We start from the raw sequence: 19,346 nt of genomic DNA, 5'->3' as shown, positions 1-19,346 counted from the left end.
TTCCTATTTCATCCGTACTTTGCCACCAATCATTTTGATCGATGGCGCTCCTCGTATCAGCATTTCTCTACCGAAAATAGTGTTGCATTCTGGGCACACACCGACGGCTGTCGTATAGTCTTCGGTAATGCGCTCTCGAAAACACTTTACCAAGGAACCTTTGCCACCCTTTCTGTAGCGATACAATTTGCAGCCACATTTGGCACAGAAAATATCTACCGATTTGGTGGGTAGCTTTTTATTCGGTTTCGCCATGGCTACTCAGACACCTCTTGGTTGTCTGGCTTCACCCATACTTTACTAAAATCAAACCAACCAAGCGCGTTACATTTTGCGTTTTGCAAGCTACCACAATGATCTTTACTAATGCCCAGCCAGCAATGGAACAGAGGTATCACTTGAGCATGCTGTACCAGTTGCTTACCAATTTCTTGTGCTGGGAACTTAGTGTCGGCTTGACTTAACCACCCGGTCACAAGCGCACGCCAACCAGCAAATTCCTCAGGCTTGGCCATTTTCTCAATATCACTGTAATCCAGCAACCAACCTGCAAGGGCATCTTCTCGATTGCTGGCAATACCCATTGGACGAATCCAAATATCAACATCATGAATGTCTGGAGCATCGACTCCATAGCGAATAAATTTTGCGCGTATTCCATCCTTCTTTAACAAGGCGTCAATAGCTACCGAGATTTCTGGGAACGTGGGATGCTCAGCATAATAAGCGATGCGGATCTCGCCATCAAACTCATCTGCTGTGAGGTTTATGTCGGTAACTTTGACATCACCATCGTCTGCTGGAATGTCTATTGGTTGATGATACCAGCCCGGCTTCATACCATGAGCGGGGATCATACCCAGCTCTTTAATCGTATCTTCTGGCAGTTTTTGAAAAATAGCTAACGAGTTCAATCGCTTGGTTAAATAGCGCGCCCACCTATCGTGTTTCGCCACACCAGAAACTCGATTTAACAACAAGTAAGTACAACCTGGGTCGAGATCGATGCCATCTTGAATATCAGAACGAGCGCCAGCGATTGGGTCAGCAAGACTTGGGAAAACCATGGTCGAATGGACTTCATCAATCACCCATACTTCAACTGTATCAAGTAACGGTCGATAGCCAAAATAGCCATCAAAAGCCGTTAAGATAAGGCGCTTGTCGTTGTTGGTAGTGACGGAATAAGGCCCAGTACCGATGGGGTATCGGTCGAAGTCTTCCCCTCGCATTGACTCTGGCGGCAAAATCTTCGCCATATTTTCAGCAAACAACTGAGGCGCGCGATGATCTGGCTGAGTGAAGCTGACATCGATCACCCAAGGTGAAGGTGATACTACCTGGCTTAAATGCTGGAACAAATTGGCGGATTTAAGGGACTCAATACTGCTGATAATATGTTCGAGCTTAAGCAGTTCCCCATTGTGAAACCGCACGCCCGGACGAATGTAGAATCGCCACTCCGTCTTACTGACTTGCTGCCAGTGATGCGCTAAGTCTGGCTGGAGCTCATCGTTTTCATCAAACTTGGTAAGGCCGCTAAACACCTGACGTGCGATATGAATTTCTGATCGGCGCATCGGTTTTTTCGGGTTAAGCATGGATAACGGACGATAATACGGCAAGCGAATGACCTGCTTACCATCCGCTTGAGATACGCCCAGGTAACTTTGGATCACGCTTGATAGACGATTGGCATCTTTATCAAGAACGTTTAGCGCGTGACCAATGCGGCCTTCTTCCAAATAACGACGCGCCAGTGTTTCACTCACATCGTTACGATTTTGTTTAAAAATCAGTTTTGAGAGTTTGCCGCGCCCCGCAGCAGGATGCCACTCGATCCACCCCTCTTCTTCCAGTTTGTTTAAGACAATTCGAGCATTACGACGGGTGCAAAACAAAATACCAGTGACGTCATCAAGCTGAGTATCAGCATTTTCACCAGAAAAGTGTTCAAACAAGATTTCGAATTGCTTTCGAAGACGAGGGCTGCTCATAAAGAGGAAATTCCATTAATGCTTTTGCCATTAAGTTTCCTCTTTATAAACATAATTAGCAAGTTACACGCGCATGATCTCGATGCTACATGCCTCAGAAATGGCCTTTACCTGAGATTCATCGTCCAGTTTGATTGACCATTTACATTCTGCACCGTTTGCAGACAGGATACAGGCAGGCAAAATCAGCTGCAGTGCATCGACTTGAGACTGCAAAGTGATTTGACCAACTTGATAGCGAACCACGACTTCATGCGGGGTAACAATCACCTTGCCCGAGGAAAAATCGATAACCATTACTTGCCCTTTTTATTCTTTTTCACTGCAATCGTCAGGCGACTGGTACACACTAAACGTTGCTTTTCATCGGTAATATCTATTTGCCAAACCTGCGTAGAAACACCAAGGTGCATGGGTTTAGCGGTACCAATGACAAACCCAGATCGCATCGCTCTAATATGGTTGGCATTGATGTCCAGACCAACACAATAATGGTCATCGTCGACGCAAAAATTGGCCGCCAAAGAACCAAGCGTCTCTGCCAGTACCACCGACGCCCCACCATGCAACATACCTAAAGGTTGATGAGTAAAGCTGCACACTGGCATGGTTGCCGACAAGGTATTGTCGCTAAAGTCCGTGTATTCGATTTGAAGATGCTCCATAAGCGTATTCTTAGATGTGCGATTAAGCGCCTCTAAAGAGATATTCTTCTTCCAAATACTCATCGATAAATCCTATACTTAGCTGATTGAATGATAGGAATGATGCCTTCAGTTACCCAGAAAGGCAAACATCTCACAAGGACAAGGGAGTCTTCACCATGAAACGTTGGACAAAGGTGTGCTGCAGCGCTGCCGTAACCGTCGCTATTGCAGCTTGTTCGTCGTCTCCAACTGGACGTAGCCAGATTATACTTTTCTCAGACGCTCAAATGAGCGACCTCGGAGCTCAATCATTCGAGCAGATGAAGAAAGAGCTAAAAATCAGTAACAACAAGCGAGTCAATGAATACGTGCAATGTGTAGCGAAAGCCATCACGGATCATGTCCCACCGCAACCGGACTTTTCTCAATGGGAAGTGGTCGTGTTCGACTCTGAGCAAGTGAATGCGTTTGCTCTGCCCGGTGGTAAAATTGGCGTTTATACTGGGTTATTGGATGTTGCGGTAAATCAAGACCAATTAGCAACCGTCATTGGCCACGAAGTCGCTCACGTATTAGCTGATCACAGCAACGAACGTTTATCACAATCTCAGCTCGCGAACGCTGGCCTTCAAGTAACAAGCGTAGCGCTTGGCGGCTCCCAATATAAAGACGTCACCATGGCAGCACTTGGCGTAGGTGTTCAATATGGCGTGATTTTACCATATGGCCGTACTCAGGAGTCAGAAGCCGATATCGTTGGTCTAGAGCTTATGGCGAAAAGCGGCTTCGACCCATTTCAAAGTGTTGAGCTATGGAAAAACATGGCGAAAGCATCTGGAGGAAACCAACCACCGGAGCTTCTCTCTACTCACCCATCTCACGATACGCGCATTTCAGATTTGAAGGCCAAAGCGGATCAACTCCCTGCATACGACATTTCACACCCTACCTGTAAAAAGGCCTAAACGCTGATTTTCGCCGGGTATTCTTTACCCGGCACTTGTCTCTTTTTGTGAATCCTTCCCCCTTTTTTAAAATGCAACCAGCCTCATAGACAATGACTGTATCATTTTTGAGCATTTCTTCTTTTAATTTACGTAACCGTTACATATAGTTAACAACAGGTCTGACAAGTCGCACTAATTAGTCACTCAAAGATGCGACAGATCAGATCCCCTACATTTATGAAAGGACGACTAAATGAAAAGAAGAATGCTGCTGACACCAATAGCGCTCGCTGTTGCTGCTCCCACCGTCTTTGCTGCTGGATTTCAGGCAAACGAACACTCCGCATCCGGTCTAGGGCGCGCCTTTTCTGGTGAAGGTGCCGTTGCCGATAATGCGAGTGTTTTAGCTCGTAACCCTGCTGCAATGACCTTGTTTGATACCGCACAGTTCTCCGGTGCCATTTCAGTGGTGGATCCGCAGGTTGACGTGACACAAACCTCCCCTATTAATCAAACATCTAAAGATGTTGCGCCAACCCAACTAGTGCCAGGTGCCTATTACATCAGCCCTATTAATGATAATTGGGCGTGGGGACTTGGTTTATTTACCAACTACGGCGTTGCGACTGACTATCCAGATGGCATTTACGCTGGCGATCTCGCGGGTGACACCTCTCTTATTACCGTCAGTCTTAACCCGAATATCGCCTATCGTATTAACGAATCATTTTCTGTGGGTGCAGGGGTGAACCTGACTCACGCCGAGGCTGAACTCACCCGTCATAAAGGCGGTCTAGCTCCAGCGTTTGGCGGAGGTAATCCAAGTGACAACCTTATCGGTCTTAAAGGCGATACATTTGGTTACGGTTGGAACGTAGGCGCTCTATACGAAATTAACGAAAACAATCGCCTTGCACTGACCTACCGCTCTGCAGTAGACCTAGAGTTCAAAGATGGTGAGTTCTCGAGCTACGATTCTGGTATTGCGACCAAACCGACAGTTGATGGACGTTTAGACGTCACCTTGCCATCCATATGGGAGCTATCGGGTTATCACAAATTCGCAGAGAAATGGGCGCTTCACTACAGCTGGTTTAGAACCGAATGGAGCAGCTTTACTGAGCTAAAAGCAACCTCACCCGATTGTAACGATGGAACTGCTGGGCAGTGTTTCTATAAGAAGGAAGACTACGACGACAACGATCGTTACTCACTTGGCTTTACCCATTACCTAAATCAGGACTGGACACTTCGAGCAGGCTTCGCTCTTGATCAACAAGCAGGTAAAACCACATTAAGCATCCCAGATACCGACCGCTATTGGTATTCCGCAGGGTTTACTTATCAGTGGAACCCCAATCTATCATTTGATGCTGGTATCACCTACATCCAAGGTAAATCAGGTTCGTTCACCGAAGAGAACGCCGCTGGTGAAGTGCTAACGTTCGATGCCTCATCATCTGCCGCTATCGGTGCGCTCCAAGTTAACTATGTATTCAATTAATGGCCAGAGAAAGGATTCAATAATGAAAAAAACAATTCTCGCGACTGCACTGTCTGGCGCTCTTATGCTTTCTGGTTGTGGCGGCGAAGCCACACAAAGTGGTGAACCTACACTGCCGACTTATGAGTCGTTTATCACTACATCCCTTGCTCAGCCAACTAAGCTTGAGTTTATCTTAAACGGTGCTAACGCCACCGTACCGGTTCCAAATAACCTACTTTTCAATGCCGTAGACGGAACTATCGAACTACCAACCGATGACAGTGCATTGTCGAACCCGCTCGTGGCGATGGGGCAAATGGATGGTTGGTCGACAACCGCAAGCTTTTTTATTCCTTTTTCCGGACAATTGGATGACGCGACTGCAGCCGCATCGGTAAGTCTTGTTAAGATCTCAGATAAAATGACCGGTAATCCAGCACCGGAGAAGGTCCTGGTATTCCCTACCGATTATTTTGTGAGTGTATCTGGTGGTAACCTTGTGATTACCCCGACTAAACCATTAGAGCCCGCCGCTGAATACCTCGTCGCGGTCAATGACTCACTCTTGGATACTGATGGCGAAAAAGTGGGTATGTCCCAGAGCTATGCCTCATTGAAATCAAAATCACGCCCTTACGAATCAGGTGACTTAGTCGCACCTCAGCAGCTTACCTATGGCGTTGAGGCGTTAGTTGAAGGCGCGACGGCATTGGCTGGAAGCCCTGTCAGCGCTGAGAGCATTGTATATTCAGCTTGGTTTAGTACCCAGTCTGTTGGAGCAACGCTTGCGGCAACCAAAGGTATGATGGCTTTGGCGCAAGGAAGTGATTACAGCTATGCAACGATTTGGAAAGAAGGAGCAAACCCGAACGAAGCAGCGGTAGATACGATTGGTCAAATGACCTTTGGAGCAGGCTCTGATTATGCGACTGTACTGGCAAGCGATGCCAACTTCACAAAGTACATCGCCTCAACCACTGAGCGTGACCAGCTGATTGGCCTATATAATCTAACCGCTCCCAATACAGTTACAGTCAGCCGAGGAACCGTTAACCTACCGTACTACCTAGAAACAGGCGCTAATTGGAATACACAACCGTTTGAATCAGGTTCAACGAGTTTAGCGATCATCAATGATGCAGTAACCGATGAAGCTGAGCTCAATAACTTCTCCGAGCAGTTAGTTGGATACGGCATCAACCCTTCTGAGTTTTTCGCAGATCCCGCGTCGAAGCTTCAAGACATCATTGGCTACACATTTACTAAACTGAATGGGTCTCAGTACGACACCGATCGTTTAGTCACACAATATGCGCCAGTACCTGTGATTAAGTCGATCGAAGAAGTGAATTACCTACTCTTCACGCCCACCGACAAAACAATGAAGGGGCTAGTTATCTATCAACACGGAATCACTTCCGCCAAAGAGAACAGTTATTTCTTCGCCAACAATTTGGTCGCTAACGATTATGCGGTAATCGCTATTGACGCACCAATCCACGGTGATCGCAGCTTAGACGAGCAACGCTCAGCAAATGCGAATGTATTAGCTTATATGAACTTGTCCGTCCTTCCTGTAGCGCGTGACAATATTCGCCAGTCCATGCTGGATCTTATCACACTTCGTTTGGCGTTAGGTACCAACTCATTCGCAGGTACAGCTCTCGAGGGCGTTGATTTAGTAACAAATCCACCTAGCTTTATTGGTCATTCACTAGGCGGAATATTAGGTGTTCCTGCGGTTGCTCAATCAAACACAAAACTTGAATCACCCGTTGATGTTTTGTTCACATTTAAGAACTCATCATTTGTGAATGCGGGGGGACAAATCGCTAACTTATTGCTTGGTTCCGGTGCTTTTGGTCCAGTGGTCACACATAACGTCGCCCTCGGAGGGGTGGACGGTTACGCCGCATTTGCGGAGACAAATTGTGGCACGCCAGGAACTCTGGGATATGAACAACTGTGTCTCATTGCCTACGAGAATGACAATGCCGCTAACTATCTAACACTAATTAATGCGACATCACAATTTAGTTTTGCAGCACAAACAGTATTAGATACAGCAGACCCTATAAACCATGCGAGTGTACTAAATACAAGTAATACGCCGGTTTATATGGCACAAGTATTGGGCGATTCAACAGTACCAAATAATGTACTTGGTCCAAACGAAACTCCTCCAACTAAGTATGCATTAAGGTCACCGCTGGCTGGCACTGAATCATTAGCAGCAGCGCTTTCTCTCACTCCACTGAAAGCAGTTGACGGTACTGGTACCAAACAAAAACCTTTTGTTAAGTTTGATGCTGATGGCCGCCACTCTACGTATGTTATTCAACAAGGTGATACTGATGAAAATCACCACAAGGAGATGCAAGCGCAAGTGAATTATTTTGTAGAATTCAATCAAACAGATGTTACTAACACGGGTGTTCTAGAGTAAAAGTCAATCTGAAGACAAAAGCACGGTTTCGACCGTGCTTTTTTATGCCCAAGATCACATTTTTCCGTAAAACCATGTATAATGCGCGGCTATCAATCCAGTGATACTAAAATTAAGTACCACATCATCTTAACCATCAGCTTGCTGGCTGCTGGTGATATCAAAATAAGGTATATGTATGTCTACTGAAGCAACCATGCTTGAACGCTGCGAAAACAAATGTGAACTTTGTGCTGCCGAAACGGCTCTCACGCCATTCGCTGTTGCCCCTCATACACAAATCACGGTTGATCACGCGATTATGCTTTGCGACACATGTACAAGCCAGATTGAAAACCCAGAGACGATGGACGTGAATCACTGGCGTTGCCTAAACGACAGCATGTGGAGCCAGGTAGCTCCAGTTCAAGTTATGGCATGGCGCCAACTTAAGCGCCTATCTGCTGAAGGCTGGGCTCAAGATCTCGTCGACATGATGTACATGGACGAAGAAGTAGCAAAATGGGCTGAGCTTGGTCTTGATGAGAACCAAGAGAAGCCACGTGACGTGAACGGCGTTGAACTTAAAAAAGGTGACGACGTAACGGTAATCAAAGATCTACCTATCAAAGGTTCTTCTCAAGTAATCAAACAAGGTACTGTGATTCGCGGTATCAGCGTTAACCCTGACGATCCAAAGCACGTCCAAGGTAAAGCTAACGGTCAAGCAATGTATGTTATTGCTGAGTACTGCCGCAAGAAATAATCGAACTATCCTGATGTCAACAAACATCTTGATCAAAAAAAGCGACCTTAATGGTCGCTTTTTTACTCTCTAAAATTCACGTTCTACTCAACATTCAAAACCGTCATAACCGCTGCGTGATCCGAACCCGTGATTTCCATCACTCGTTCTCTTCGACATATCGGTGACTCATTACTATGTTCATTAATTACCCATAAGTGGTCTATCGCTACTATTGGGTAGCTTTGTAACTGCCAGCGCTTAAGAAACATAGGCCAGCTATGAATAGGCTTCGTGCGAAACATAGGTAAAAATTTGTCGAAACGCCGAGTTGTACTCGCGAGGTTAAAATCCCCTACGACTAAATTGAATGCTAACGGTGAGCGAAGCGCTAGTGACTCTATCTCTGCCAGCATGTCATTTCTTTCGTTCCAGTGCTTCTGGTTTCTTGGCGACGGTGGGTGAGCCGCTATCACCATAACATCTCGCTCAAATCGAGTTTGCCAAACAAGACTAATGAAAGCGTGACCAGCAGCCGTTCGATGTGTTGTCATGCCGTAAAGTGGTGTCTTACTCAATACCATTTGCCCACTAGGATAGCCAACCCGGCTCTGACCACCATAGTAATAGGGATAAGCACTAAACAACGCTTCTAACGCCTGCCCATGACTTGGCGAAACTTCTTGAAGCACAACCATGTCTGGCTGAGCCTTGCTCACATAATCGATCAGCGACGCTAACGATGGATTATCAAAAAACACATTGTATTGCAGAACTGACAAGCGATTAGTGACGCAAGCGCTCTGGTTGAAGGATGTGCTGCTCATTCCGATCGTAGAGACTAGTACCGTAAGCAAGAGCCCAGCAGACAGCAGCCAATGGCGCATTACTAAAAATATCAGCGCCAACAGACCAAAATAGATGGGTAATAAAGATAAGAAAGCAGCAAGGTTCTCAAGCTGCCAGGAAGGTTGGAAAAATCTTAGGTAAACGGTAAGAATTAACGGTAGAAGAATGGCCAACAGCGTAAACACTCGTACCATACTCGCTCCTCACTTCGCCGATAATCCCTTCCATTTCATTAGGATAGTCGCTAGTGGGATTATTCACCGCTTTTTCTTACCACTATTTATACAGGACTATTGCTCTTCGCTTTGCTCGTTCACATCAAACTCAGACAACAGCAGACCAATTTCAATCGCATCTAGCCACTCTAGCTCGTGTTCGTTGATGTCTTTTTCCATGCTCGTATTCCTTAATCATGTCTATATGACAATGTAGTAACGCTATATGACATTAATAAGAAACCCAACTCACTCATACCATTTCCTTGAGCAAAGTCATCGTTAAACGATTGCTTCGTGCTCCAATACTTGGGTGTAAATTTAATTTTACACACTTATAAACATTATCGTACAAAGTGCTTGATCGTTAGCTTTTAGCACTGCATAATCGCACAAATATCAGAATTAGCGTCTATAAAGCTAGCTTAATTGGTTTACATATCGCTAATCACCACCAATGCGTAAAGAATTATATACAATGCAATCAAAAGTTCTCGGAAGCACTCTGATCATCGCCGGCACCACGATAGGTGCAGGTATGCTTGCCCTTCCCATTGCCTCTGCCGGCATCGGCTTTGGTACCTCTCTGCTATTAATGGTTAGTCTATGGGCGCTTATGGCCTATACCGCACTGCTAATGGTTGAGCTACACCAATATGCAGACCATTCGGCGACATTACATACGCTTGCAAAACAGATCCTTGGCAAGAAAGGAAAGTACATTGCCAGCTTCGCTATGCTGTTTTTGTTTTATGCATTGTGTGCGGCATACATTGCAGGAGGAGGCGGTCAATTTGCTGAACGCTTAGAGATGGTATTTGGTCTATCGTTATCATCAACCACAGCAACCGTTGTGTTTACGTTGATCGTCGCATTAACCGTCACCGTTGGTACCCATGCGGTGGACAAACTTAATCGAGTCTTGTTCACCATCAAACTGATTGCCATGGGCAGCGTGCTTTTCTTGCTAGCACCGAATGTGACACAAGGTTACTTAACCAGCCTTCCACTCCAGCAAGGATTGATTGTTGCAGCTATCCCAGTGGTCTTTACCTCATTTGGTTTCCACGGCAGTATTCCGGCGATTGTTAACTACCTTAAGGGTGATACCGCTTCGCTTCGTAAAGCGATTATTATCGGCTCGAGCCTTCCTTTGATCATTTACGTCTTTTGGCAATTAGTGACGCTAGGCGTTGTTCAACAACAAACCTTGGTTGAAAATAGCGGCTTATCTAACTTGATTTTGCTACTTTCAAGCACCGTTCATGTAGAGCGATTGGCGACGATTATTGGTGTATTCGCAGACCTAGCCTTAGTGACTTCGTTTTTAGGTGTGAGTTTGGGCTTGTTTGAATACTTGCGAGATCTCGGCCGTAAAGCATCAACAGAGACATCAACTGACAGCACATTTTCTCATCGTGCTTTAGCGGCGCTGATTACCTTCTTGCCACCTTTATGTTTCGCCCTGTTCTACCCACAAGGCTTTATTATGGCGTTGGGATACGCGGCAATCGCCCTAGCTATTCTGGCGATATTTCTACCAACCGTGATGGTAGCGAAAACTCGTAAGGCTAAGTTAGACCAGGCTCAATCTGCGACCCACTATCAAACCGGTGGTGGACAAATTGCGCTATATGTCGCTATGAGTGTAGGCCTGGTTATCGTTATCGCTCAATTACTTGTAAGCTTTCATGTACTCCCAAGTCTCGGCTAGTTTTAGTGATCATCATCACAGCAATGATGTATAGCTATAAAGTTTTTTCATAAAAAGTCGATATCATACCCATTAATTAAGCCCCTCAGGGGCTTTTTCATGTCTATTCAATTCAATAATAACAATATCACTCACGGAGCCGCCCATGAGAGAAGTACAATTTAGAAAAATCGATGCGTTTTTTATTAAGCTGTCGATCAACGACAAAGTATGGATTGTGTTTGCACTGTTTTTTGCCGCACTCACCTACTCGTCCGTCGCTCGCTATCAAGACGCAGTAACCAGTTCTGAATCTCAAGCTATTAGTCAGGTCGAAGCAAGCCTCAATGCTTATCTCGACATGGCACATGCTGCGGGTGATATGACTTTACCTAACAAAATGGGCGTGACAGAAGGATATTCTCAGTCCTCAGGCATCAACAATGGTACTGTTTCTGCTAGCGCGAAAGGCAGCGATGGCAAAAACTACTCGCTTAGCATTTCAATGAACAGTCAACTTGAGCAAGCGAAGTCTGACGCACTAACTAGCTTGGCGCTAACCTACCTATGGGTGATTCCATTTGGTATTTTCAGCTACTGGCTTGCGACTTTCCTTGGCGGTGCTCTTTACACGCTATATACAACAGTAAACAAAATCGCAGATGGTGACCTAACTTCCCGTCTTAACTTTGTCGCTGGACGTGATGAGTTTGGTACTATCGGTGTCGCCCTAGACCAAGCAATGGATACGTTGACTGAGCTTGTTACCACGGTCAAAAACTCCGCGACTAGCCTAGAGGAAACAGCCTCTTCTTTTCATGAAGAAATGGCACGCAGTAACAGCCAAATCAACAATCAATATGCTTCATTGGATTCTGTCGCAACGGCAATGGAGCAGATGACGGCTTCTGCGCAAGAAGTGTCTAACATCTCTTTGCAATCAAACCAACAGGCGGAAGAAGATAGCAAACAAGTTGAGCAAAGTTATCAACGTGTACAGCAAGCTATTGCAGATATTAACCAACTGTCTGCCTACATCGAAGAAGCATCGCACTCTGTTGCAGCGTTAACCGACAACACGACGCAAATCAATGAAGTGATCACCACGATCAATGCGATTTCAGAGCAAACTAACCTACTCGCACTTAACGCCGCAATCGAAGCGGCACGTGCTGGCGAACAAGGCCGCGGTTTTGCCGTGGTAGCTGATGAAGTTCGCACCTTGGCAAGTCGTACTCAGGCTGCCACTGTGGAGATTCAAGCTATGATTGAAAAGCTGCAGTCAGAAAGTCAAAACATTGCCGAAATCACCCAACAAACTGTTGAGCAAGCTCAGTCTAGTAGCAGTCTCATCGGTGACATTGGCGGTGACGTAAACTCAATTGCTGACTCTTCACGTGCGGTCATGGACATGAGCACCCAAATCTCGACGTCTGCTGCTGAGCAAAGCAGCGTAGCATCAGAAATTGCCACAGAGCTTAGCGATATTCGTACCCAATCAGCAACAATTCGTGAAGTTGCGGAAAACAGTGAAATTGGCGTCGCGAACCTATCGAAAGCAACGAAGGTGCTGAGCGAAGTATTGACTCGCTATCGCACTTAACAAAAAAACGCTCTTAAACAACTAGAGCGTTTTAGTCAAAAGAATGTTTAGCCAAAATGCAAAATAGACCAGTTCACCTGGTCTATTTTTTTATGCACACGCATTGATACAAATGATGGTTTCGAGTCATTCACTAATATTAGTGATATAAGTCGCATTACCTAGTTCAATTCGCGGGTAATGTAAGTGAGTTGCACTGAAGAGTATTACAATCATAAAAACAAGCCTATCCTCCACAACAAGAGGGGTTTTATGAATAAAACCAAACCTTCGCATCAACCTCTGGGTCTATGTCCAGTGTGTGGGTCTGATGAAGGACTATTATCTGAAGATGCAGAAACATTTATATGCGCAGATTGTGGCTACTTTACCCGCCAATTTTCTCATCATAGTCTCGTGGTATACCAGAGCACGCATTTTCAAAATCATGTTCCACGCATCAAACATATCCACCTGATGCACTAACGTTTCACTGCTGTTACTACTCTGCCTTCTCGATGTGTTTGATTACTTCACTCATCGAGGTGAGGCAAGTACTAGAATTTTGTTGGTAATCACAGGACAACGCAAAGTGGATGGTTTGAATCCCAGCGGCAACACCCATCTTAACGCCTTTGGCCGTGTCATCAATGTACAAGCATTCGTCAGGCAGAAAGCCCATCATAGTCACTGCATATTGAAGTAAGTCTGGCTCTGGCTTCCAGCTATTAGCGTCAAACGCTGAAATCACACGATTATTAAAGCGCTGCTCCAATCCCACTGTCACCAACATCTTTTTGGCTTTGTGGGTAGGACTATTTGTCACCACACAATATTCGATACCGGATTGATCCAAGAAATCGAGGAGCTCAACGGCTCCTTCCATTGGTCTTAACTGCTCTTCAAACAGACGTTGAGTTTGCTCGCGATAGATAGGCTCTAACAGATCGAGTGATACGTGGCTCCCCACCAGTTCTTGAGCGGACGTTAATACGTCTGCTATCTTTCCGCCAACAAAGTTATCCATGACGGCGTCTAACCTAAGTGTCACCCCAACTTGCGCGAACGTTTCTACTATTGCAACACAGCACAAACGCTCGCTATCAACCAAGGTTCCATCACAATCAAACAATACACACTTAATACTCGCCATTATGTATTCAACGACCTTTTACACTTAATTTTCGTTGAATATTAATACACTTCAGCGACTCAGAAGGCGATGGATTCGAAAGTTTAGATATTTGAAGAAAGCAAAATTCGAAACTCAGTGATTGATCACCGTTTTTCTAACCAAACCTGTGAATTAGTTGCAATCTGCGCACTTTGTATTAGGGAAGCCACGGTAGAGGCTAAATTCACCTCGTTCCATACGCCTGAAGTTGTGATATCTGAAATCAACACCGTATCCCCTTCCATCGATACCATAGCTGCCGCCGCGACCTCACCATGCTCAAAACCAACGTACAGCGCGTGACTAGGCTCAACGATGATCTGCGTAAGAAACTCTACAATGAGTTGCTGGTGCTCATCATTTGCCCAACGTTTGGAGTGCAACAGTGAGAACATGATGGTTAGCCGATGGAAGTCGACCAAATGCCACTCAATGTTAGTTATTGAATCACTTGGGGCTTCAAACGGCTCCAAGTAACAGCTAGTAATAGCGCCGAGATAAAGATCGCGACCTTTGAGGCTTTCTTTGGTTGGATACCCACCTTCTACTTGGCTAGCCAGCCATTGATTCTTTTCGTTGTGGAGGCGTGTGGCTATATCTTTCATATTAATCCTATTCGATTTTTCGGGTAACCTTAGTTATGGTATACAAAAGCCTAATTTAAAAAGGAATCCTTTATGCTTAAAAAGCTTTTGCTGGTCCCGCTTGTCACGTTGGCCTTATCGGGTTGTGGTGACAAAGAGGTGGGAGATGTATCGCTCGGTATGTTCACATTAAAAGATATTAAACTCAACACTCTTGATGACCCGATAATCACTGGCGTAACCTGCCACGTAGCGAGCATCGAGGCAGATTTGAGTCTAGCTGATCCAAGTGACAGTTCTATCTCATGCCGCCAAACAGGTGAAATCACGCCTGAGATGATCGCTCAAATAGACAAATCTAAATCCGGCGAAGTGGTTTTCAAGAAATCCAAAAGTATCTTTTTCAAGAGCATGAAGGTTCGTAGGATTTACGATTCGGACAACCAGACCCTGATGTATCTGTCATACTCAACCAAAGAAACATCAGGCAGCTTTAAACATAGCTTGTCGACCGTTCCTTTGTGGGGAACTAAAGCCTACGTAGAATCTCCGGTAGACGTTCAACAGTAGTCTTCGACATAAAGTCAGCTCTTTTCTTTAGAGCTGACTTTTTAGTGACAGGTTCGCTTCAACTTGCATCGATCACACTCGGCAATGTGGCCTTGTTTGTCACAATAGACCAACGTCATGTTTTTTCCTTCCCTTTCACGTTTCACCGTCATTAACGCACCATCCGCTTGGGCGACAAGTAACCCCGTATTCCCATCAGTAAGCTGAGAAACCCCAAGACTAATATTGATGGTAAACTTTTGACCTTCTGAAGAAACAAATTCATGCTCGGCAATGCTGACACGAATTCTCTCCGCCACCCTATATGCAGCAAGTAACGATGTGAGGGGTAACAACAAAGCGAACTCATCACCGCCGAAACGGAAACAATAGTCTTCTTCGCGTACCGATGACTCCATTAGCTTGGCAACATTTTTAAGAACATAGTCGCCAATGCTGTGACCATAGCTGTCATTGATGTGTTTAAAATTGTCGACATCGAGCATGACGTATGAAAGTGGCCTATTATGGCGAACGTGAGCGGCAATTTCTCGCTTCAATTGCAACTCTAAGTAACGGCGATTGTAAACGCCAGTCAGAACATCTCGAATGGCTAAGTATTCATATTCATCTCGCTTGGCGATAGACTCTGAAATGTCGATAGCCAAGCCAAAAATTCCCGCCACATTGCCTTCGTTATCATAAATCGGTGTTTTGAGAATTTGATAGTGATGCGTCTCACCATGAATATCCGTGCTTTTTTCAACTTGTGACAGCGATTGTCCCTCAAGCACTTTTCTGTCGTGTTGAATAAGATCATGGCACTGTTGGAGATCAAAAAACTGGGTGTCGTCACCACCAACAATCTCTTCGGCAGGTTTACCAAATAAACGCGATACTGCGTCGTTAACGTAGGTGTAGCGTGCATGTTGGTCTTTGACAAAAAAATAGCAATCTAAGCGACTTAATACCGCTCTAATTTCGTCGACTGTCAGATTCTTCATGTCCATAACCTGCGCCCTAAACCTACCCTAACAATGAATAGTATTGCATATTGACACACTTTCCGTACGGCAATCGGTTCAGTTTGTGACCGCTGACCTAGATAGCATGCGCCCCAAAACTGAAGCAACTCACACATTCAATGCAATTTCATGAAACACAAATAAACTTCTTGTGATATCATGCCGCCAAATTTTGAGCCGCTAGCCTTTATTATGAAATTTCCTGGACAACGTAAGTCAAAACACTATTTCCCTACCAGCAAGAAAGATCTATCGGTCAGTCAAGCGCAGTCAGCGCCAAAACTGTATCGCCCAACGATTGTTGGTGTCGGTCAAACCATCGTTGATATCGAAGCACGTGTTGATGACGACTTCTTAGCGAAATACGACTTGAGTAAGGGACACTCGCTAGTACTAGAAGAGAGCAAAGCGGACGCTCTTTACGCCGAACTAGTCGAGAAAGAACTGATCACTCACCAATTCCCGGGGGACACGATTGGCAACACTCTACACAACTATTCGGTACTTGCTGACAGTAAGTCTGTGCTGCTTGGTGTCATGTCAAAAAATATCCAAGTAGGTTCTTACGGCTACCGTTACCTTTGCCGTACTTCTTCAAGAATGAACCTTAACCACTTGCAAACTGTCGATGGTCCTATTGGTCGTTGCTATACCTTGATCACCGATGACGGCGAACGCACCTTCGCAATTAACGAAGGCGAAATGAATCAGCTACGTCCAGAAAGTATCCCTGAATCAGTGTTCAATAAAGCGTCTGCACTAGTCGTATCTTCTTACTTGATGCGTGGTAAACCCGAAGACCCGATGCCACAAGCAGTTGCTCGTGCGGTTGAACTCGCCAAGCAGAATTCAGTGCCAGTCGTGCTCACACTTGGTACTAAATGGGTAATCGAAGGCAACGAGAAATTCTGGCAAGACTATATTCAAGAAAACGTCACTATTCTGGCCATGAACGAAGAAGAAGGTGAAGCGTTGACCGGCTTTGCCGAACCACTTAAAGCGGCAGATAAAGCGCTAGACTGGGTTGACTTGGTATTGTGTACTGCAGGCCCTAACGGCTTGTACATGGCTGGTTACTGTGACAACGTGACTCTACGTGAAACCACCCATGATTTGCTATCATCTGAGCACTTCAGCGATTTCAACCAATTTGAGTTCAGCCGAGCTATGCGCAAGCAAGATTGTGCCGATCCGCAAAAAGTGTACTCGCATATTGGCCCTTATCTGGGTGGTCCATTGGAGATCAAAAACACCAATGGTGCTGGTGATGGCGCTCTTTCTGCATTACTACATGATATGACGGCTAACTCATTCCACAGCAAGAACGTATCAGACTCAGACAAACACGTTGCACCATGTTTAACGTACTCGTCGCTATCACAAATTTGTAAATACGCGAACCGCGTAAGCTACGAAGTACTCACCCAGCATTCTCCTCGCCTAACACGCGCTCTTCCAGAAAGAGAAGACAGCCTAGAAGAAGCATACTGGGATCGTTAAAAAAGGGCTTCGGCCCTTTTTTTGTTTCTGAATCATACAACTATTGAGGAACTGGTTAAGATTAGTACAGGCCGCTGAATATTTAGCTTTACAAAGCATATTTAACCAGTATTATCCTGACGCAAACGTTTTCCTCAATAATTTTGTGGCTTTTAAGGACCGTTAATGCTTTCCGATATCGATATCTGTCGTACGACGTCACTCTCCGCTATTTCTGACATTGCCAAGCAAGCAGGCTTGCTCGAGCATGAATATCATCCGCAAGGTTATCACAAAGCTAAAATCACTTTGGACGCGGTCTTTCGCCTCAAAGACAACCGTGATGGCAAGCTAATCGTTGTTACAGCAATTACCCCTACTCCTCTTGGCGAAGGCAAAACCGTGACAACTATCGGTTTGTCTCAGGGTCTAAAAAAGCTCGACAAGTCGGTGATGGCTTGTATCCGCCAACCTTCTATGGGACCCATTTTCGGTGTTAAAGGTGGTGCTGCTGGCGGAGGCTATTCGCAAGTTGCCCCAATGGAAGAGCTAAACCTTCACTTAACCGGTGACATTCACGCGGTCACGGCGGCGCACAATTTAGCGGCCGCCGCTATCGATGCACGTATCTATCACGAGCAGCGTCAAGGTTTTGAAGCATTTGAAACCCGCACTGGCTTAAAAGCACTAAAGATTGATAGCAAAAATGTGGTTTGGAAACGCGTTGTAGACCACAACGACCGTGCGCTGCGTATGGTTACGGTTGGTCAAAACGAAATCAACAAGACCATCAACGGCTACGAGCGCCAAGATGGTTTTGATATTTCGGCGGCATCGGAACTGATGGCTATCTTAGCACTATCTAAAGATTTGAAAGATTTGCGTGCGCGCATCGGCAAGATTGTTATCGCCTACTCTATCGACGGCACGCCAATCACGACAGAAGACTTACAAGTCGCGGGTGCTATGGCCGTGAGCATGAAAGAGGCGATTGAACCAACTCTGATGCAAACACTGGAAGGTGTCCCAACGCTTATCCACGCTGGACCATTTGCAAACATTGCCCATGGTAACTCCTCAATCATTGCTGACAGCATCGCCACAAAGCTAAGTGACTACACTGTTACCGAAGGCGGTTTTGGCTCTGACATGGGATTTGAGAAAGCTTGTAACATCAAAGCGTCAGCGACTGATAAAAAACCAGATTGTGCCGTGATTGTCGCGACTCTACGCGGTCTAAAAGCTAATTCAGGCTTATATGACCTTAAGCCGGGTGCGCCAATCCCAGATAGCATTTATGGTGAAGACAGCGCTGCGCTTGAAGCTGGTTTTGAAAACCTGAAATGGCACATCAACAACGTTGCTAAATATGGTGTTCCGGCTGTCGTGGCAATCAACCGTTTCCCACAAGACAGCAAGCAAGAGCTAGAGCTATTGAAACAATGGGTAGAAGCGCTCGACAGCAATTGTCGCGTAGCGATCAGTGAAGGTTTTGCTAAAGGCGGCGAAGGAACGGCTGCTCTGGCTGAAAAAGTAATTGAAGCCTGCGAAACAGAGGCGAACTTCAAGCCACTATATACCGCAGAGCAATCCATTGAAGAAAAGTTAATGACAGTGTGTGAAGCCGGCTACGGCGCAGCACGTGTCACTCTATCTTACCAAGCTCAGCAGCAGCTTGAGATTTACAAGAAACACGGCTTTGACAATCTTGCCGTCTGCTTAGCGAAGACCCCCCTATCTATCACGACCGATGGCAGTGTCAAAGGCGCGCCAACCGGCTTTGATGTCGTGATTCGCGAGTTGCGCCTATGCGCTGGTGCAGGTTTTGTTTACGCTCTGTGTGGCAATGTAATGACCATGCCGGGTCTGCCAGACAAACCCGCCTTTATGAGCTTAGATCTTGATGACGATGGCAATATTGTTGGATTGAGTTAACGCTAGACTATTAA

The 19,346-nt window shown here is 45.6% G+C and carries 17 protein-coding genes; 9 read left to right on the top strand and 8 right to left on the bottom strand.

The annotated features are described in order from the left end of the window. Positions 1 to 3: 3 nt before the first annotated feature. From ACVA6Q_RS04310 to ACVA6Q_RS04295, 4 genes are all read right to left on the bottom strand, one after another. On the bottom strand, positions 4 to 255 hold the full coding sequence (locus ACVA6Q_RS04310) for a hypothetical protein (RefSeq protein WP_353499393.1): 252 nt from the start codon (positions 253 to 255) through the stop codon (positions 4 to 6). A gap of 2 nt (positions 256 to 257) precedes the next feature. Beyond that, positions 258 to 1,997 (bottom strand): SgrR family transcriptional regulator, encoded by a 1,740-nt coding sequence (locus ACVA6Q_RS04305; RefSeq protein WP_446646651.1) that lies wholly within the window; start codon positions 1,995 to 1,997, stop codon positions 258 to 260. A 63-nt stretch (positions 1,998 to 2,060) separates the two neighbouring features. Beyond that, positions 2,061 to 2,294, bottom strand: coding sequence for a DUF3389 family protein (locus ACVA6Q_RS04300; RefSeq protein WP_446646650.1), 234 nt, complete (start codon positions 2,292 to 2,294; stop codon positions 2,061 to 2,063). Then, positions 2,294 to 2,725 (bottom strand): hotdog fold thioesterase, encoded by a 432-nt coding sequence (locus tag ACVA6Q_RS04295; RefSeq protein WP_042495708.1) that lies wholly within the window; start codon positions 2,723 to 2,725, stop codon positions 2,294 to 2,296. Before ACVA6Q_RS04295 ends, ACVA6Q_RS04300 begins: the two co-directional genes overlap by 1 nt. Before the next feature lie 95 nt (positions 2,726 to 2,820). Between ACVA6Q_RS04295 and ACVA6Q_RS04290 the strand changes: the two genes are divergently transcribed. The 4 genes from ACVA6Q_RS04290 (at position 2,821) to ACVA6Q_RS04275 (ending at position 8,268) form a co-directional block, all read left to right on the top strand. Next, the gene (locus tag ACVA6Q_RS04290) at positions 2,821 to 3,609 is read left to right on the top strand and encodes a M48 family metallopeptidase (protein ID WP_353499396.1); all 789 of its coding nucleotides are present in this window, start codon (positions 2,821 to 2,823) and stop codon (positions 3,607 to 3,609) included. A 235-nt stretch (positions 3,610 to 3,844) separates the two neighbouring features. Further along, on the top strand, positions 3,845 to 5,095 hold the full coding sequence (locus ACVA6Q_RS04285) for an outer membrane protein transport protein (RefSeq protein ID WP_446646649.1): 1,251 nt from the start codon (positions 3,845 to 3,847) through the stop codon (positions 5,093 to 5,095). Positions 5,096 to 5,117: 22 nt separating this feature from the next. After that, entirely contained in the window at positions 5,118 to 7,523 is a 2,406-nt protein-coding gene (locus tag ACVA6Q_RS04280; protein ID WP_446646648.1) for a VolA/Pla-1 family phospholipase, read from the top strand. A gap of 178 nt (positions 7,524 to 7,701) precedes the next feature. Next, positions 7,702 to 8,268: a PhnA domain-containing protein gene (locus tag ACVA6Q_RS04275; RefSeq protein WP_446646647.1), complete on the top strand. Its 567-nt coding sequence runs from the start codon at positions 7,702 to 7,704 to the stop codon at positions 8,266 to 8,268. Between the two features lie 83 nt (positions 8,269 to 8,351). Here ACVA6Q_RS04275 and ACVA6Q_RS04270 read toward each other — a convergent pair whose 3' ends face one another. Further along, on the bottom strand, positions 8,352 to 9,290 hold the full coding sequence (locus ACVA6Q_RS04270) for an endonuclease/exonuclease/phosphatase family protein (protein WP_446646646.1): 939 nt from the start codon (positions 9,288 to 9,290) through the stop codon (positions 8,352 to 8,354). A gap of 499 nt (positions 9,291 to 9,789) precedes the next feature. Between ACVA6Q_RS04270 and ACVA6Q_RS04265 the strand changes: the two genes are divergently transcribed. Continuing rightward, entirely contained in the window at positions 9,790 to 11,025 is a 1,236-nt protein-coding gene (locus ACVA6Q_RS04265; protein ID WP_446646645.1) for an aromatic amino acid transport family protein, read from the top strand. Positions 11,026 to 11,170: 145 nt separating this feature from the next. Next, a complete protein-coding gene (locus ACVA6Q_RS04260) occupies positions 11,171 to 12,607 on the top strand; it encodes a methyl-accepting chemotaxis protein (protein WP_446646644.1) in 1,437 nt (478 codons plus the stop codon). A gap of 481 nt (positions 12,608 to 13,088) precedes the next feature. On the opposite strand, the gene ACVA6Q_RS04255 is transcribed toward ACVA6Q_RS04260, so the two are convergent. Continuing rightward, positions 13,089 to 13,739 (bottom strand): HAD-IA family hydrolase, encoded by a 651-nt coding sequence (locus ACVA6Q_RS04255; RefSeq protein WP_353499403.1) that lies wholly within the window; start codon positions 13,737 to 13,739, stop codon positions 13,089 to 13,091. 125 nt (positions 13,740 to 13,864) lie between these two features. After that, positions 13,865 to 14,365, bottom strand: coding sequence for a hypothetical protein (locus ACVA6Q_RS04250; RefSeq protein WP_446646643.1), 501 nt, complete (start codon positions 14,363 to 14,365; stop codon positions 13,865 to 13,867). Positions 14,366 to 14,437: 72 nt separating this feature from the next. On the opposite strand from ACVA6Q_RS04250, the gene ACVA6Q_RS04245 reads away from it, so the two are divergent. Continuing rightward, positions 14,438 to 14,914 (top strand): CreA family protein, encoded by a 477-nt coding sequence (locus ACVA6Q_RS04245; protein WP_446646642.1) that lies wholly within the window; start codon positions 14,438 to 14,440, stop codon positions 14,912 to 14,914. Between the two features lie 41 nt (positions 14,915 to 14,955). Here the strand turns inward: ACVA6Q_RS04245 and ACVA6Q_RS04240 are convergent, their stop codons facing one another. After that, complete coding sequence (locus tag ACVA6Q_RS04240; RefSeq protein ID WP_446646641.1) at positions 14,956 to 15,903, bottom strand: sensor domain-containing diguanylate cyclase; 948 nt, start codon at positions 15,901 to 15,903, stop codon at positions 14,956 to 14,958. A gap of 207 nt (positions 15,904 to 16,110) precedes the next feature. Between ACVA6Q_RS04240 and ACVA6Q_RS04235 the strand changes: the two genes are divergently transcribed. Then, positions 16,111 to 17,418 (top strand): inosine/guanosine kinase, encoded by a 1,308-nt coding sequence (locus ACVA6Q_RS04235; RefSeq protein WP_446647180.1) that lies wholly within the window; start codon positions 16,111 to 16,113, stop codon positions 17,416 to 17,418. Positions 17,419 to 17,583: 165 nt separating this feature from the next. Beyond that, positions 17,584 to 19,332, top strand: a complete 1,749-nt coding sequence (locus tag ACVA6Q_RS04230) for a formate--tetrahydrofolate ligase (RefSeq protein ID WP_446646640.1) — start codon at positions 17,584 to 17,586, stop codon at positions 19,330 to 19,332. The last annotated feature ends 14 nt before the right edge of the window (positions 19,333 to 19,346 follow it).

It is taken from the genome of Vibrio sp. DNB22_10_4 (genome assembly GCF_052879755.1).
This window is presented reverse-complemented; position numbering and strand designations above follow the sequence as displayed.